Annotated in this window: 17 protein-coding genes; 4 read left to right on the forward strand and 13 right to left on the reverse strand. The window is 54.5% G+C overall.

Annotated elements, in window-relative coordinates; genetic code table 11:
* Window positions 1-10 precede the first annotated feature (10 nt).
* The 11 genes from HY282_13720 to HY282_13770 form a co-directional block, all read right to left on the reverse strand.
* Entirely contained in the window at window positions 11-562 is a 552-nt protein-coding gene (locus HY282_13720) for a TlpA family protein disulfide reductase (GenBank protein MBI3804810.1), read from the reverse strand.
* 107 nt (window positions 563-669) lie between these two features.
* Entirely contained in the window at window positions 670-1593 is a 924-nt protein-coding gene (locus tag HY282_13725) for a tetratricopeptide repeat protein (GenBank protein ID MBI3804811.1), read from the reverse strand.
* Window positions 1594-1617: 24 nt separating this feature from the next.
* On the reverse strand, window positions 1618-2100 hold the full coding sequence (locus HY282_13730; protein MBI3804812.1) for a cytochrome c-type biogenesis protein CcmH: 483 nt from the start codon (window positions 2098-2100) through the stop codon (window positions 1618-1620).
* Window positions 2097-2678 carry a redoxin domain-containing protein gene (locus HY282_13735; protein ID MBI3804813.1) on the reverse strand — a complete coding sequence of 194 codons (582 nt, stop codon included), beginning with the start codon at window positions 2676-2678 and terminating at the stop codon, window positions 2097-2099. Before HY282_13735 ends, HY282_13730 begins: the two co-directional genes overlap by 4 nt.
* Before the next feature lie 5 nt (window positions 2679-2683).
* Window positions 2684-4771 (reverse strand): heme lyase CcmF/NrfE family subunit, encoded by a 2088-nt coding sequence (locus HY282_13740; protein ID MBI3804814.1) that lies wholly within the window; start codon window positions 4769-4771, stop codon window positions 2684-2686.
* Window positions 4772-4861: 90 nt separating this feature from the next.
* Window positions 4862-5317, reverse strand: coding sequence for a cytochrome c maturation protein CcmE (gene ccmE / locus HY282_13745; protein MBI3804815.1), 456 nt, complete (start codon window positions 5315-5317; stop codon window positions 4862-4864).
* Window positions 5304-5819, reverse strand: coding sequence for a cytochrome c maturation protein CcmE (locus tag HY282_13750; GenBank protein ID MBI3804816.1), 516 nt, complete (start codon window positions 5817-5819; stop codon window positions 5304-5306). Before HY282_13750 ends, ccmE begins: the two co-directional genes overlap by 14 nt.
* Before the next feature lie 64 nt (window positions 5820-5883).
* Window positions 5884-6597 (reverse strand): cytochrome c biogenesis protein CcsA, encoded by a 714-nt coding sequence (gene ccsA, locus HY282_13755; protein ID MBI3804817.1) that lies wholly within the window; start codon window positions 6595-6597, stop codon window positions 5884-5886.
* A gap of 4 nt (window positions 6598-6601) precedes the next feature.
* Window positions 6602-7264 carry a heme exporter protein CcmB gene (locus HY282_13760; protein ID MBI3804818.1) on the reverse strand — a complete coding sequence of 221 codons (663 nt, stop codon included), beginning with the start codon at window positions 7262-7264 and terminating at the stop codon, window positions 6602-6604.
* A 1-nt stretch (window position 7265) separates the two neighbouring features.
* Window positions 7266-7943: a heme ABC exporter ATP-binding protein CcmA gene (gene ccmA / locus HY282_13765; protein MBI3804819.1), complete on the reverse strand. Its 678-nt coding sequence runs from the start codon at window positions 7941-7943 to the stop codon at window positions 7266-7268.
* 234 nt (window positions 7944-8177) lie between these two features.
* The gene (locus HY282_13770; protein MBI3804820.1) at window positions 8178-8399 is read right to left on the reverse strand and encodes a zinc ribbon domain-containing protein; all 222 of its coding nucleotides are present in this window, start codon (window positions 8397-8399) and stop codon (window positions 8178-8180) included.
* 116 nt (window positions 8400-8515) lie between these two features.
* Here HY282_13770 and HY282_13775 point away from each other — a divergent pair, with 116 nt between their 5' ends.
* The gene (locus HY282_13775; protein MBI3804821.1) at window positions 8516-9184 is read left to right on the forward strand and encodes a hypothetical protein; all 669 of its coding nucleotides are present in this window, start codon (window positions 8516-8518) and stop codon (window positions 9182-9184) included.
* 32 nt (window positions 9185-9216) lie between these two features.
* On the opposite strand, the gene HY282_13780 is transcribed toward HY282_13775, so the two are convergent.
* Both HY282_13780 and HY282_13785 read right to left on the reverse strand, forming a co-directional pair.
* Window positions 9217-10146 carry a TIGR02757 family protein gene (locus HY282_13780; protein ID MBI3804822.1) on the reverse strand — a complete coding sequence of 310 codons (930 nt, stop codon included), beginning with the start codon at window positions 10144-10146 and terminating at the stop codon, window positions 9217-9219.
* 49 nt (window positions 10147-10195) lie between these two features.
* Complete coding sequence (locus HY282_13785) at window positions 10196-10600, reverse strand: cytochrome c (GenBank protein ID MBI3804823.1); 405 nt, start codon at window positions 10598-10600, stop codon at window positions 10196-10198.
* 158 nt (window positions 10601-10758) lie between these two features.
* Between HY282_13785 and HY282_13790 the strand changes: the two genes are divergently transcribed.
* The 3 genes from HY282_13790 to HY282_13800 all read left to right on the forward strand — a co-directional run bounded on the left by HY282_13790 (window position 10759) and on the right by HY282_13800 (window position 14767).
* Window positions 10759-12486: a vitamin B12-dependent ribonucleotide reductase gene (locus HY282_13790; protein ID MBI3804824.1), complete on the forward strand. Its 1728-nt coding sequence runs from the start codon at window positions 10759-10761 to the stop codon at window positions 12484-12486.
* 247 nt (window positions 12487-12733) lie between these two features.
* A complete protein-coding gene (locus HY282_13795; protein ID MBI3804825.1) occupies window positions 12734-13432 on the forward strand; it encodes an MBL fold metallo-hydrolase in 699 nt (232 codons plus the stop codon).
* A 171-nt stretch (window positions 13433-13603) separates the two neighbouring features.
* On the forward strand, window positions 13604-14767 hold the full coding sequence (locus tag HY282_13800) for a response regulator (GenBank protein ID MBI3804826.1): 1164 nt from the start codon (window positions 13604-13606) through the stop codon (window positions 14765-14767).
* Window positions 14768-14845: the final 78 nt, after the last annotated feature.

A 14845-nucleotide genomic window follows, 5' to 3' on the forward strand; every position in this document is an offset into this window, starting at 1 on the left:
TTCATAAGAACTAACTCTTCACCTGAATAAGCTTTTCGATCACGCTCCGGCTCTCTTTACTGTTCCAATCTTTCGCGCCGAGGAACCGATCCGCCACAACCCCCTTCCGGTCGATGAGGATGCTGGTCGGAACAACACGGACCTGAAATCGATCATTGATCTCAAACTCATTGTCCATTAATACCGGAAATGTAAAACCGAAATCTTCCACAAAGAGCCGGACCGGCGGCTCACCCATTGTGTCGATCGACACGGCCAAAATTTCAAAATCATTCCGGGGGTAGCTTCGATAGAGCGCCTCCATCGACGGCATCTCCATCTTGCACGGACCGCACCAAGTCGCCCAGAAGTTAATCAGAACGACCTTGCCCCGGTACTGCGAGAGCGAGGCCGATCCTCCACGGAGATTCTTCGTCATAAAATCGGGGGCGAGCAGTCCGACATCGACACCGGTTTCCAGCGCGAGGGGACGCTTCCCCTCTCCGCCCTCCTTCCTCGAACAGGCAATCGATAAGGAGAGAAAGAGGAAGACCGCCAGCGCTCTCTTGATCGGACCGATCATTCGTATGTAATGTCCTTATTCCGGGCCTGAAGAGGGCGTTCCCTTTTTGCCTCGTCCCCTCTATTATATCGAATCAAAGGGCACCGCTCCGCCGAACAGGCATCCCACTAGAATAAAGGTGCCCGGCCTGAGCGGAGGCTCTGCAATGCCTGTTTAACGAAATCGGCGCTCTCCGTTCCGGGAGGAATATATTTATATGCCTCGGTCCATACTTCATCCGCCTCTTGGTACCGCTCCAAGTGAACCAACACCACCCCCTTTGCCCAGAGGATCGATGCATCTTGTGGAACATTGATCAATGCTTTATCGAGATGGCTCAATGCTTCTTGATAGACCTCGCGATTGTTCGGATCGGCCGTCCGGATCAAAACCTCGGCAAGCCCATAATGGGCGGCATGGCTTCGCTCATCCAATTCAACCGCTTTGCGCCATGCTTTTTCCGCATCCGGCCACCGCTCAAGCGCCATATAGGATCGACCTGCCATCAATTGGCCCTGGAGATCGTTTGGGTTTTTCTTTAGACGCTCTTCCAGCCGCGCCACCATTTCAACCGGATTGACCGGAGGCATGCCGGCTGCCGCTTCTCCAGCGGCAGCCACCTGTTGGCGCTCCAATTTCCACTGAACGAGCTGATGCATGCCGACCGCCCCTGCAACCACCGCCACACCCAGGACACCGATCCAGAGGGGCCCCGGGCCACCCGAAACCGGTTTAGACTTCTTTAATTTGGGTGGGACCAGACCAATCCCCGATAAAGCATCGAGACGATCGAGCACCTGAGCCAGCCGGTGTTCATGCCCGAGCTTGAGACGGCCATACTCGGCCGCGGCCATTTTTGATCGGGCGAAATCAATTTCTAAATCCGAGAGGGTATGCATAAGGCTCTCCTTCTCGATCTGGAGATCGACCCGTTCTTCATCCAAAGCCGCTTCGTCACCGACGATTAATGCCGCTCGCGATCGGCGCCATAGCGGATAAAGCAGAACCAAGGTCACCGCCATCAACATCAACCCGGCGGAAAAAGGAAACATAACCGACTCCTTTAGTAATTCAAGTTATTTGTCAGATTCGAAAGAGCGAAGCGCCTGCTCGACACGCTTTCTGCTGCGCTCATCGAGGGGGGAGAGATCCTCCGGCGGAGGAGGAGCAGTTTGCGCCACCCACTTCCGCAAGGTCCGGAACAAGAAGGTGCCACCGAGGATCAACAGCAGAAACGGCCCGCCCCAGAGGAGCCAGTTCATGCCGACAAACGTCCTCGGCTGCAGCAGAATGAAATCGCCGTAACGGCTGACAAAATAAGCGCGGATCTCATCGGGCGATTGCCCCTGGACCAGCCGCTCCCGGATGATGTCTCGCATCTGAATGGCCAGCTCCGCATTCGACTCCCAGACCGACTCGGACTGGCAGACGGCACAGCGAAGGGTTTTCGCCACCTCTTTTACACGAACTTGGAGTTGATCATCCGTAAGCGTTTGGGCCGTTGAAAACGAGGAGAAAAGAATAAGGAGAACGGGAATGAGAATCCAATACTTTATCATGATGCGGTTGCCGTTCCATTTAATAAAGGCTCGACCATTTGCTCAATCAGGAAGGTATAGTTATCACCCATAATCGGCCCGATCAGTTTGTGCCGGATTACTCCGTTCTGATCGATCACGAAGGTCTCCGGGACGCCGTAGACGCCATAATCGATTGAGATCCTCCCCTTCGCATCCCGGATATGATTAAAATTATTGCCATGCTCCTGAAGATATTGGCGCGCCAGGTCTTCCTTGTCTTGATAATTGACGCCGAGCATCACAAAGTTTGGGTTCTGCGCAAAATGCTTTTGGACGGCAAGGAGATTTTGGTGCTCGAGCTTACACTCCTGGCACCAGGAGGCCCAAAAATTGAGAACCACCACCTTCCCGCGAAATTGAGAGAGCGAGACCTCCTTCGGCTGATAGAGATCGGGCGCCGTGATCTCCGGCGCGGCGGTCCCGACCAGAACCGGCGGAATGTAAGATGGATTTCCCCAGAGCCCTTTATAAAAAAGGACAATCAAACCGAAAATGACAGCGAGCAGTACAACCTGCCAACTCCGAATGCCAACCGAGGGAGATTTGGTTTCAGCCATTTCCTTCATACCTCTTTTCTCCCCGGCCAGACGGCGTTGAGAAAGGCCTGCCATCGATTCGACCGATGAAGCACCTCCTCCCGGGCTGGCCGCGGCAGAGAAACCGGCGCTTCAGAAAGAGCGGGCTCCGGGTGGAGTGCTGATAACTTCATCCGCGAGCCTCGGAGGATATTTAAGATCACACCGATCCCCATGATCCCCCCCCCATACCAGACCCACAGCACCAACGGATTATGCAGGGCGCGTACCCGTGCCCAACTGCCGTCGGGTGCCACTTCAGGAATCGTCAGAAAAATATGTCCCGTGTAGATTTGGTGAATGGCGGTCTCAGTGGTCGGCGTCTGTGAGACAGTGTAAAAACGCTTTTGAGGACGAAGCTGAGTGAGAAGGGTCTCTCCCTTATAGACATTAAAGAGGGCCTCTTGGCCTTCCCAGTTTACCCCCTCTGCGCCGTAAAGCCGAATCAATTTGATTCGGTAGGCGCCGAGCCCCGTCTCTTCCCCGGGCTTCATGATCAATACTTTTTCAGTTTGATAGATGGTAGAGAAGATAATTCCGACGATCATCACCAGCACACCAATATGCGTGAGAATCCCCGCAAGCCGCCTCGGATTCTTTTTATAAGCGGTTAAAAATCCTTGAAGCGAACTGACCTGCTCCCGCTTCGCCCAGAAAACGGAGAGCTTGGCAAAATCGAGAAAGATCACGGCGGCGACGAAGCAGACCACGGTTAACCCGGCCAAAGCATAACTGTGCCGAATGCCGGCGATCAAAAAAAAGGCCAGACCTCCTAAGGCAATCAACCCCGGTATTAAGAAGAGCCCCTTCAAGCTCTGAATCGATGCCTTCCGCCACGGGATATAAGGCCCAATCCCCATCAGAAAGACGAGACCGAGCGCCACCGGCATGAAAACGGTGTTGTAATAAGGAGGCCCCACTGAGACCTTTTTGAATTGCAGCGCTTCCGTCAGCAGAGGATAGAGGGTCCCGATGAAGACGGTGACCATGGCGACCAGGAAGAAAAGATTGTTGAAGAGGAAAATCGCCTCCCGGGAGATCACCGAATCCATCTCAATCTGACTCTTCAGCTTGGCAGATCGAAAGATCAGCGTTCCAAAAGAAAGGAGCAACATGAAGGAAAGAAATCCGAGGATGAAAACACCCCGGCCTGGGTCGGCGGCAAAGGAATGGACCGAGGAAAGAATGCCGCTTCGGACCAGGAACGTTCCGATGAGAGAGAGGGAGAAGGCCAGGATGATGAGAAAGAGATTCCAAACCTTGAACATCTTCCTTGTTTCCTGCACCATCACCGAATGAAGAAAGGCGGTGGCGACGAGCCAAGGCATGAAGGCGGCATTTTCGACCGGATCCCATCCCCAATAGCCGCCCCAGCCGAGCTCATAATAAGCCCAGTAGCCCCCCATCAGAATTCCAATCGTCAAGCAGAGCCACGCCATCAGCGTCCACCGCTGCGTCGCCTTAATCCATTCTTCTCCCAAGCGCCCTGAAAAAAGAGCGGCCATTGCAAATGAAAATGGGATCGACAGCCCCACATAGCCGAGGTAGAGGAAGGGGGGGTGCATCACCATCGCAGGATCTTGTAGAAGGGGATTGAGATCCCTTCCATCCAGCGGAATCGGGAAGATCCTCTCGAAAGGGTTGGAGAGAAAGAGGATGAGGAGCAGAAATCCGCTCATCACCGTCGACTGCATGGCGATCAAATAAGGCATCACCGCCGGCTGTGTTTTCCAGTGAATTCGAGCTGCCAGCATGCAGAAGAACGACAGAATCCAGGACCAAAGAAGGAGGGAGCCCTCATGCCCCCCCCAAAGACCCGCCACCTTATAAAAGATCGGAAGCTTGCTGTTGGAAGTGGCATAGACATACTTTACAGAATAGTCCTGGGTCAAATAGGAGTATTCCATCGCCAACATCCCGATCGAGATGAGGACGAAATTCAGCGTGACCGCCTGACGGCCCACTTCGACCCAAACCGCCTCACGCCGCTTCAATCCGACGATGGGAGAGGCAATCCCGACCGCCGCAAGAATCAGCGCGGTAATGACGGCGAAATGGCCAAGCTCGATGATCATTTATCTGGACCTCCATGAGCGACCCTGCAAAAGACCCTTCGAAATAGGCTCTTCGAGGTCCCCGGCTCTTTGATGTTCGGAACTTCCACTTTAATCGACTTTCAAGGTCTTGAAGAAGTCCTTCTTCGGGAGCGCTCCACCGGCCTTCTTCATTTCGACCGGCATGTAATCTTCCGAGTGCTTCGCCATAATCATTTGGGAATGAAAGGTCCGATCGGCATCCCAGAATCCTTCGACAACGGCCCCTTGTCCTTCTTTAAAGAGATCGGGCGGCACCCCTTCAAAAGCAACCGGGATCTTCTCAGCCCCATCGGTCAGATCGAACGTCAACTGCAAGGTATTCGGGACCACTTTCAGGCTATTCTTCACCACCAGTCCGGCCACCCGAACCTTCTTGCCATAATGATCGGGAGCAAAGGTGACCACCTCGGAGGGGGTGACAAAATAGATCAGATTTTTACCGAAATTGCCGAAGACCAGGTATCCGACCCCACCGACGACGATCAGGATGCTGATGATGATCGCTGTTTTCTTACCGCCTTTCAAGTTGCTCCTCCGCCAGCTGCTCCGGCTGATAGACCTTTTCCTCTTTAATAAGAATATATAACAATGCGACTTTCCGTTCCATATTAAAAAGGAAAAGCCCCATCGGAAGCAATGAGATCAGATATGCCGCCGTCACAAACCCATAATTCGGCACGAGCGCAAGTTTTTCCGATTCGAAGGTTTGCGTGGTTGAATTCCATTTTCCGACCACCACCACGGTTTTTAAATCTCTCAGGTTCTCGGCCTCTTCTCCCTGGTATTGGACACCGATCTTCGCCCCCTCCCCAGAGAGCTGAAACCCGATCGGCTTCCCTTCGGCCTCTTTGATCACACTCCCGGCTTCCACCATTCCCAGGACCCGGACCATCTGTGTCGGCTGCTCGCGAAGAAGCCGATCCGGAGAAATCGCCGTGACGTCCCGATTGTATCGCTGAATTCCAAAGATCCCGATGGTGGCTGCAACAATCAGGACACCTCCCCACCGGATGTAAAACCATTTCATTGTCGGGTGGCCGCTCCTTCTCCTAGGCTACGGGTGGCCGCTCCTTCCTTTAGGCCATCGGTTCTCATAGATGAACTTTGCTGAGCATCCGTCCCCGTTTTGCTTCGAGCAGGTGTTGAAGATAGAGCATCTGCGTCCGGACCATCAGCATATAAGCAAACAGAAGATAAAACCCGACCGACATCAAAAGCAGCGGAATCAGCATGTCGCGTGCGATGCTGACCCCCCGGGTCGAAATAGAGAGAGGCTGGTGTAGCGTCCGCCACCATTCGACCGAAAAATGGATGATCGGCAGGTCGACAAAACCGATAATGGCAATGATGGCGGCATAGGTCGCCTCCTTCTCCTTATCTTCCAGGAACGTTCGAAGCATTAAATATCCAACCAAGATCAGGAGCATAATGGCGAAGGAGATCAACCGGGGATCCCATGTCCACCAGGTATTCCAGGTCGGCTTTGCCCAAATCGAGCCGGTAATGAGCGCCACGAGCGTAAAGAAAACGCCAATCCCGGCCGCCGCGTGGGACATATTATCGACGATCGGATCGCGCTTCCAGAGATACCAAACGCTCCCGCCGAAGAGGACGGTATAGGCGAACATGGCACTCTGTGCGGCGGGGACATGAATATACATGATTCGGACCACCTCTCCCTGGTAATAATCGGGCGACGAGGTGACCAGACCCATGTAGAGGCCGACCATGATCAGAAGCCCGGCGGCGACACCGAACCATCCTTCGTAGCGTTGAAGCCTTGCAATGAGACGACTGACAATCATCTTATTAATAATCCAGGATAAATTCAAATACCCAAAAAGAAATGGTCACAAAAATGAGGTCGAAGACGATCAGCAATTTGATCCAATCAAGATAGAGCGGAAGGGGATCGCCGTTGAATACGCCGCGCGTCGCTTCAACCGCGCCGATAAAAATCGGCACGGCCAGCGGCAAGAGGAGAATTGGAAACATCACCTCCCTTGCTCGGATCTGAACCGTCAGGGCGGAAAAAAGGGTGCCTAATGCCGAAAGTCCGATCGTCGCCGCCAGAGATATTAGCAGAATCATCGGCGTCTTTTCAAGTACATCCAGGTTGAAGAAGAGGATAAACATCGGAAAGAGGATGATTTCCACAATTAACATGAAAAGGGCATTACCGGCAAACTTTCCAAGGTAAATCGCACCCTTGGGCACCGGAAGCATCTGGAAATATTCCATGCAGTCGTTATGTACTTCGGCCAAGAAAGATTTCCCTAATCCAATAATCCCGGTGAACCCGAACGCAATCCAGATAATCCCGGGCATCAGTTCACGGCTGCTCTTTGCATCCATCGAGAAGCTGAAGCTAAAAATCAAGATCACAATCAGCGCAAAAAAGAACATGGAAGAGATGTTTTCACGGCTGCGGAGCTCGCTTAATAGATCCTTCCATGCAATCCATTGAATCACCCTAAAAAAGTGCATGTTCCGCCAGTAGTTCTTTTACGGCCAGTTCGTTCAGCCCCCCCCGGTTCAGAACACCGGCACGATGGGCCACTTCCGCCGTCTTCGCCCGGTCGTGCGCCGTCAGAAGGACCGTCATTCCCCCTTGAGCCACCTCTCGGATAAATCCATTCACCATATCGACCCCCCGTTCATCGAGTGAAGCATAGGCCTCATCTAAAAGGAGCACTTTGGGGCGGACCAACATCGCCTTGGCGATCGAGAGGCGTTTTTTCATCCCTGCAGAGAGATATCGGCTCTTTAGCGCGGCGAAGGCGCCGATGCCGACCCGGTCGAGCGCCAGTTTCATCTCCCGTTCGGTCGGATTTCCTCCACGAAGGCCGATGGCAAAACGGATATTTTCCAGAACGGTTAGATCATCATAGAGGTAGGAGCCGTGGCTGATGAGAAAGAGAGATTCGCGGACCTTTATCCGCTCGCGAGAGCCGTCGAATCCGTTAATTTCGAATCGTCCGGAGGTGGGGCGGTGGAGCGTCGCCAGGATCCTCAGGAGGGTCGTCTTCCCGGCGCCATTCGGGCCAAACAGGGCATAACATTCGCCCTCCTTCACCTCCAAAGAGATCCGATTGAGGACCTGATAGTGCTGGAAGGACTTACTTAGCTCTATTCCTCGAATCGCCGCCATTGTTGAAGTAAGTCCATCTCCCGAGCAAAACGGAACCGCTCAGGAATCTGCGCCCTCTGCCCTAAAGTGGCCGAATAGTAACATGGTTCCAGAGGAGGGTCAAGCCAGCGACCCCTTTCAAAACCGGAAGAAAAAAGAATCTCTTTTTAAGAGAGATGCCGCTATTAAAGCGGCCTGATAATCTTGTTGACGGCCCATCGGAGAAAGGGGTATCTTCCGACTAAGAAATGGGGGTCATCCGCAGCAGCCTCCGGCATGGGAATGGCCGCCGGAAGGTCCGGGTGAAGCGGTGGGGCCGTCGGACCCATTCGCCTTAGATGCGAAGGTGGAGAAGAGACGCTCGCTTTTCTGCGCGCCGCAATGCGGACAGGGGGTCTCCTCCGGTTTTGCCGAAAGGGGCTGGAGGAGTGTAAACGGCTGTTTGCACTCTCGGCAGGTATATTCATAGATCGGCACGGTGTCCTCCTCGCTTCTGTTTGGCAGCCTGGTGTGACTGCTGGCTGCTATTGATACCACATCCAATTGACCTTTTCAAGGAGAGCCCGAATCGCATTTTACGGTCTAAGCCATTGATGCGGCGGCCCGCTCTTTCACTCTTCCTCCTCCTTTTAATCGGCCTCAGTACCGGGCCCACCGAGCCGGGCACGGTCGGTGAAGAACCGACGATCGATACGAACGCCTTACGCTACCCCGTCGTTCCGATCGGAACCATCATCCCCCAGCCCTCTGAAACTTTTTCCGATGAACCGACTCCTGTCAAAATTCGTATCGTGAATCGAGGGACAAAACCGATTTATCTGCAAGGATTCCGTCAAGGGAAGGAGCAGGTCCAAATTTATCTCTACCACCGGGAAGCAAAAGGGGGCTGGAAACCCTTTTTCGACTCTCTCCCCTGCGATCTTCCCACCTGCCGCACCCTTCACGCTCCTCCCAAAGCCTGCCCGAAGCCGACCCCCTTTGTGGTAAAGCTCGGTCCGATGGGAAACGCCGATTCGATCAGAGAGGTCTCCTGGGGAGGATTTCTTTATCAACGAAGCGAGGCGACTCAGGAAGACCGAGGACATCGCTACTGTTACAAGGGATCGGTCCCCAAGGCAGGACGGATGCGGGTGGAGGTGGAATTCTCCGATTCCATCCAGAGGGGAGGAGAGAAAAACGGAATCATCGGCGCGCGGGACCATGCCGTGATCGAATTTGATCTTCCCCCTTCCCAGCCTCAGTACGATATCGTGATTAAATAAACCGGCTCAGCATCTTCGAGTGAAGAGAAAACCTAGACGGGGAGAACGGTTGGCCCCAGACAGGGTGTCTTAAGCGATTTTCCGATCGCACGGCGGCCCCGCCGGCAAGCGCCGAGAAGGGGGCATGCCTGGCATTTTGAGCGGTTTTTCTCCGGCGGGCAGGCCCCCGAGATGCCAAGGTGGCAGAGGGGAAAGTCATATCGAAGCGGGTCGACCGGATCCAAGGTTTTAAGGCTTTCGGTGATCTCCTTCGCCATCTTCCAATCGGGGCTCTTCCTTCGCGTTAGTCCGAGATAGCGCGCGATTCGGATGATGTGGGTATCCAGCGGAATAATCAGCTTGCTCGGCGGAATCGTACTCCAGAGGCCAAAATCAACCCCATCGTTCGGCCGAATCATCCATCTCAGATAAAGATTCGATCTCTTGCAAGCGCTCCCGTGTGCCGGTGAGGAGAGCAGGTGGCGGAGTCCATCTGGCAGGATGTTCTTCCCATAGATGGGGGCCAGATCAACGGCGGTCACCTTCTCAATAAACCGGGAGAGGGTGGGGCCGAGATCCTCCTCCTCTTCACGGTAGAGGGAGCGAATGAGATCGCCGACCGAGCCGAACCGCTGAACCACCCGGCTCATCAGAAAAATAAAACAGAGGAGATCCTCCGTCGCACTGAGTCGATAATAGATCCCCTCGAATCGTCGACGCTCCCGCTTCGGGTCAAAACGGGAGAGATAGGTATAAGGTCCCCCTTCCATCAGCGCCAGGATCTTCTCGACCGCCGCCTTGAAGAGGTCAACCCGGCCATACGCCATCGCCGAGGCGAGCCAGCCGACCAGTTCTATCTCTTTTGGATCGTCATAACGATGCGGAAACTCGATCGGGTCTGCTTTGATTCGATCGATCTGTGGGCGGGATTGGTAAAAAGATTCCAAGAGCGGCGCGAGCCGCTCCCGTTGCTGCCGTGTCATCAAATGAACTTATCCTTATAACAAACCGATGTCAACGCGTGCATCGTCCTCAAGAAATCCCTGCCTGCTTTTGAATCCATCGAACATAGGGGATGATTTCATCCACCTCTTGCGGAGAGACGCCGTCGAGCTTTGGCATATCGCCAAAATTCCAATGATGAGAGCGCACCCCCCGCTGAGGGGCCATTCGGAAGGCGACGTCACCATGATGGCTCGGCTCATAGATCTTCGAGAGAAAAGAAGGACCATGATCGGTTCCACGCGCCCCTTCCCCATGACAGCGCGCACAATGGGTGTTAAAGAGCGCCTCCCCTTTGGCAAACTCGGCCGGCGCTTTCGGCACCGGGCCTGCGGAGGCGCCCCCTGAAGGCGACGGCGACCCGCTGCAGCCGGCCAGAAAAAAGGTAAACAGAAGCAATGCTGTGTTCCATTTCGTCCATTTCGTCCATCTCATCAGGGATCTCTCCGTTGAAAAGTGAATCGCCGCTATCATATCGAGGGTTACCGATGGAGTCAATCGAACCACGCGAACCGAGGGAACCACGCCACCCTGCCGACTTGACTCCCCCTTTTTCCCCCGATATGATCAGATTAAGAACCGAGGAATCGACGATGCGTACAAACAGTTCCCCCCTCTCTCAAAATGCCATTACCGTCTTAGAGAGACGATACCTTAAAAAAGATCCGGAAGGGCGCCTGATTGAAACACCGGAACAGATGTTCCGCCGGGTGGCCCATAACATCGCGGAAGCCGACCGACGGTACCGATCGGCCTCGGAGGCGGCAGAGACAGCGGAAGTTTTCTACGACCTCCTCTCCTCGCTGGAATTCCTCCCCAACTCCCCCACCTTGATGAATGCGGGACGGGAGCTGCAGCAGCTCTCCGCCTGCTTTGTGATCCCGGTGGAAGATTCACTTGAATCGATCTTTGAGGCGGTCAAAGACACAGCGTTGATCCATCAGAGCGGCGGCGGAACCGGCTTTTCCTTCTCGCGGCTCCGTCCCCAGAATGATCGGGTCCTCTCGACCTCGGGAATCGCCTCCGGACCGGTCTCTTTCATGAAAGTCTTCAACATGGCGACCGAGGTGATCAAACAGGGAGGGGCCCGACGCGGCGCGAACATGGGGATTCTTCGCGTCGATCACCCGGACATCCTCGACTTCATTACCATCAAGGAAGATCCCCGCGAGATGGTCAACTTCAACCTCTCGGTGGCCGTCACCGATCGTTTCATGGACGCGCTGCAGAAGGAGGCGAGCTATCCGCTCCTCAGCCCCCGAGCCCAAACAGAGGTCCGGCGTCTTCCGGCGCGGATGGTCTTCAATCAAATAATTCAATCCGCCTGGAAGACCGGGGACCCCGGCATTATTTTTATCGACCGGATCAATCAAGCCAACCCAACCCCGGCGCTCGGCGCCTTTGAGGCGACCAATCCCTGCGGCGAGCAACCGCTCCTCTCCTATGAGTCGTGCAATCTTGGCTCGATTAATCTTGTCAAAATGCATTCGGAAAAGGGGACGATCGACGACTCGAAGCTGCGGGAGACGGTTTGGAAAGCGGTTCACTTCCTCGACAATGTGATCGATCAGAATCAATATCCCCTTCCCGAGATCGCAGAAGCGACCTATCGAACCCGAAAGATCGGACTCGGCGTCATGGGATTTGCCGACCTCTTAACCGCATTGGCAATTCCTTATGACAGCCGTGAAGCGCTCGCGCTTGCCGAAGAGATCATGTCGCTCATTCGACGCGAGGCACGCGAAGCTTCCGCAGCGCTTGCGAAAGAGCGGGGGGTCTTTCCGGCCTACGACCAGAGCATTTACGCCGGACAGGGACTCCGGCTTCGGAACGCGACCACGACGACGATCGCTCCCACCGGAACGTTGAGTGTGATCGCCGGCTGCTCCAGCGGGATCGAGCCGCTGTATGCCCTCTCCTACCATCGTCGGGTTCTGGGAGGCGTTCGCCTGCCCGAATTAAATGCTCGTTTTGTGGAGGCAGCCCGCCAGGGGAACTTTTACTCGGAAGCGCTGATTGCGCGGATCGCCGCGACCGGATCGGTCAAAGGGCTGCCCGAAGTTCCCCAGAAGATTCAACGGATCTTCGTGACCGCCCATGATCTCTCCCCCGAATTCCACATTCGAATTCAGGCGGCCTTTCAAAAACATACCGACAATGCCGTCTCCAAGACGGTCAACTTCCCACGAGAAGCGACCCCTCAAGACGTCGAGAAGGTGTTTCTTCTTGCCTATCGGGAGGGCTGCAAAGGGGTCACCATCTACCGGGATATGAGCCGTGAAGAGCAGGTCCTCGCCTGCGCACAGAGCGATTACTGCTGATTCTTCATGCTCATTCAAACGACGCCTTCTCTTCATCGCTGATCGCGTTTTACGCTGACAGCCCATTCGACTCCTCTCTATCCCTTTGAAGCCGCTTGACAAGCGGAAGGCATTTCTTTAATCTTCGTCCATCACATCAGGGGGAAGTGTCATCGAGTTACGGGTTTGTCTGCTAGGAAGTGGAAGCGGGGGGAACACCACCTACATTGGGACCCCTTCCCACGGCAAGGAAGAAGGACAAGGGGTCTTGATCGACGCAGGCCTCTCCGCCTCTGAGATTGTCTCTCGGCTTCGCGCCATTCAGGTCGATCCCCGTCAGATTAAAGCGGTGCTGGTCACGCATGAACATCAAGACCATGTCTTTGGTACCGATGTTCTTGCCTTGCGGTATGGCATCCCCATTTATGCAAACGAGGCAACCCGGCGGGCGGCAAAACCGCTGAAAAAGCTCCCGGTGCCGGTTCATCTCTTTGAGACCGACAGTCCCTTCCGGGTCGATCGTTTTTATATCCATCCTTTTCCCATTTCACATGATGCTGCCGATCCGGTCGGGTACACCGTCCAGACCGATTGGCACAAGGTCGGCATGGTCACCGACCTGGGTTGCCTCACCCCCTCGTTGGAGGCGCTGAAAGAGTGCGATGTCCTGATCTTGGAATCAAATCATGACATCGATCTGTTGCTCAACGGCCCCTATCCGGAACACCTCAAAAAGAGGGTTTCCGGAAATCAAGGCCACCTCTCCAATGATGAAGCCGGTACCCTTCTCCAATCGCTCCTGCATCCCAAGCTGAGAACGCTCTTTCTCGCGCATATAAGTCAGAAGAACAACCTTCCCCACCTCGCCTACCAGACGGCGGAGACAGTCTTAAAGGAGACGGACGGGGCGGTCCAACTTCATCTCGGCTGGCAAGACTTTATCAGCCCCGTCGCAACACTGACCTAAGCGGCAAAACTCCTTCTTGGAATAATCACCCCGATTGCTCGACTGGCCTGCACCCCCCCAAAAGAGAGGGCATTTCTTGACAGACCCAGGATCCTATGATACGGTTTGCTCGTTTCACCGGCCCGGCAGAACCCGCTCCTCATCCATAACATTCGCCCATCGTGAGCTGAAATGCCCCGAAGAGTGCTCCTCATCGATGACAATCTAGCCGTTCAAAAACTGGTCGAGTTGACCCTTCGAAAAGAGGGTTACGAAATCACGTCGATCGACAACGGCCTCTCCGCCCTCGATCTTGCCTTTAAAAATCAACCCGACCTGATCCTGGCAGATTACAATCTCGAAGGAATGAATATTTTTACTTTTGTGCAAAAGATCCGGCAAAGAGGAAGCCTATCCGACACCCCGATCATTCTTCTGATCAACTCGACCGAAAGCTATGATCCGGCGCAACTCCAATCGGCCGGCATCCAGGCTTTTTTGAAGAAACCGATCGACTCGAGAGAGCTGGCGAAGGAGGTCAAGCGGCACACAGGGACCGCCGAAACGGTCATGATGCAGCCGGCGTCGGTCCAACTGAGAGAGGAAAAAAGTCTCTCCGAACATTTCTCTAATCCGGGCGGCGAGGCGGTCAAGATCGAGGAACTCCTCGGCTGGTCCAGCCCAGGAAGTTTGACCGACGAATTGAAAGACAGAGGCTCTTTTGAACAAGCTTTGGAACCGGCCACCCCTTCGATAGAAAATTTAGAGCCGCCCTCCGATGAAATGGGTGAAGAAACCCAGATGTTCATCGACCCCGCGGCGTTGCAACCTCCGCCCGCGCCGGTGGAGCAGCAGATCTCTCCCCTTGAAACAGACACCTCTCTGGAGGAGACCCGATATTTCCAGGAGCCGCCCCCCATGCCGCCAGAAGAGCCTGATCTTCTTGAACAGTCTTTGCCGGAGATTCTTTCTACGGCCCCGCTGGAATCAATGCAAGAGGCCTCGGATTCTCTGGAGACTGAAATAAAGGAGCCGGCTGTTCCGGCCCTCTCGGATGTCAACTCGGCAGAACCGGCACCCCCTTCCCCGCCCCCCCCCACCTTTCTGACTGAATCCGCTCCCATGCCCCCGGTTGGTCAACCACAGGTTGATCGCCAACAGATCGATGCGTTACTGCAAAAAAATATTGTGGAAACGGTCGAGAAGGTGGTCTGGGAGGTTCTTCCTGGGTTGTTACAATCGGCACTTACGAAGGCAGAATTGAAGCAGATCATCGAGAAGGTCGCATGGGAGGTGATCCCTCCCCTGGCGGAGACTGAAATTAAAGAAGAAATCAAGCGCCTCCAAGAAGAATAGACCCTTTCCAATCCCGCTGTACTCCCCTCATTCATTAGCGAAAACGGCCTCTCTCCCCTTATTTCATTACTAAGTTCC

Source organism: Candidatus Manganitrophaceae bacterium (assembly GCA_016200325.1).
Taxonomy (GTDB): domain Bacteria; phylum Nitrospirota; class Nitrospiria; order SBBL01; family Manganitrophaceae; genus Manganitrophus.

Excerpts from the sequence above, each read along its gene's own strand:
- HY282_13750 (MBI3804816.1), bottom strand. The coding sequence starts at position 5,819 with ATGAAATGGTTTTACATCCGGTGGGGAGGTGTCCTGATTGTTGCAGCC.
- HY282_13775 (MBI3804821.1), top strand. The coding sequence starts at position 8,516 with ATGCGGCGGCCCGCTCTTTCACTCTTCCTCCTCCTTTTAATCGGCCTC.
- HY282_13740 (MBI3804814.1), bottom strand. The coding sequence starts at position 4,771 with ATGATCATCGAGCTTGGCCATTTCGCCGTCATTACCGCGCTGATTCTT.
- ccsA (MBI3804817.1), bottom strand. The coding sequence starts at position 6,597 with ATGATTGTCAGTCGTCTCATTGCAAGGCTTCAACGCTACGAAGGATGG.
- HY282_13785 (MBI3804823.1), bottom strand. The coding sequence starts at position 10,600 with ATGAGATGGACGAAATGGACGAAATGGAACACAGCATTGCTTCTGTTT.
- HY282_13790 (MBI3804824.1), top strand. The coding sequence starts at position 10,759 with ATGCGTACAAACAGTTCCCCCCTCTCTCAAAATGCCATTACCGTCTTA.
- HY282_13735 (MBI3804813.1), bottom strand. The coding sequence starts at position 2,678 with ATGGCTGAAACCAAATCTCCCTCGGTTGGCATTCGGAGTTGGCAGGTT.
- ccmA (MBI3804819.1), bottom strand. The coding sequence starts at position 7,943 with ATGGCGGCGATTCGAGGAATAGAGCTAAGTAAGTCCTTCCAGCACTAT.
- HY282_13725 (MBI3804811.1), bottom strand. The coding sequence starts at position 1,593 with ATGTTTCCTTTTTCCGCCGGGTTGATGTTGATGGCGGTGACCTTGGTT.
- HY282_13800 (MBI3804826.1), top strand. The coding sequence starts at position 13,604 with ATGCCCCGAAGAGTGCTCCTCATCGATGACAATCTAGCCGTTCAAAAA.
- HY282_13720 (MBI3804810.1), bottom strand. The coding sequence starts at position 562 with ATGATCGGTCCGATCAAGAGAGCGCTGGCGGTCTTCCTCTTTCTCTCC.
- HY282_13780 (MBI3804822.1), bottom strand. The coding sequence starts at position 10,146 with ATGACACGGCAGCAACGGGAGCGGCTCGCGCCGCTCTTGGAATCTTTT.
- HY282_13730 (MBI3804812.1), bottom strand. The coding sequence starts at position 2,100 with ATGATAAAGTATTGGATTCTCATTCCCGTTCTCCTTATTCTTTTCTCC.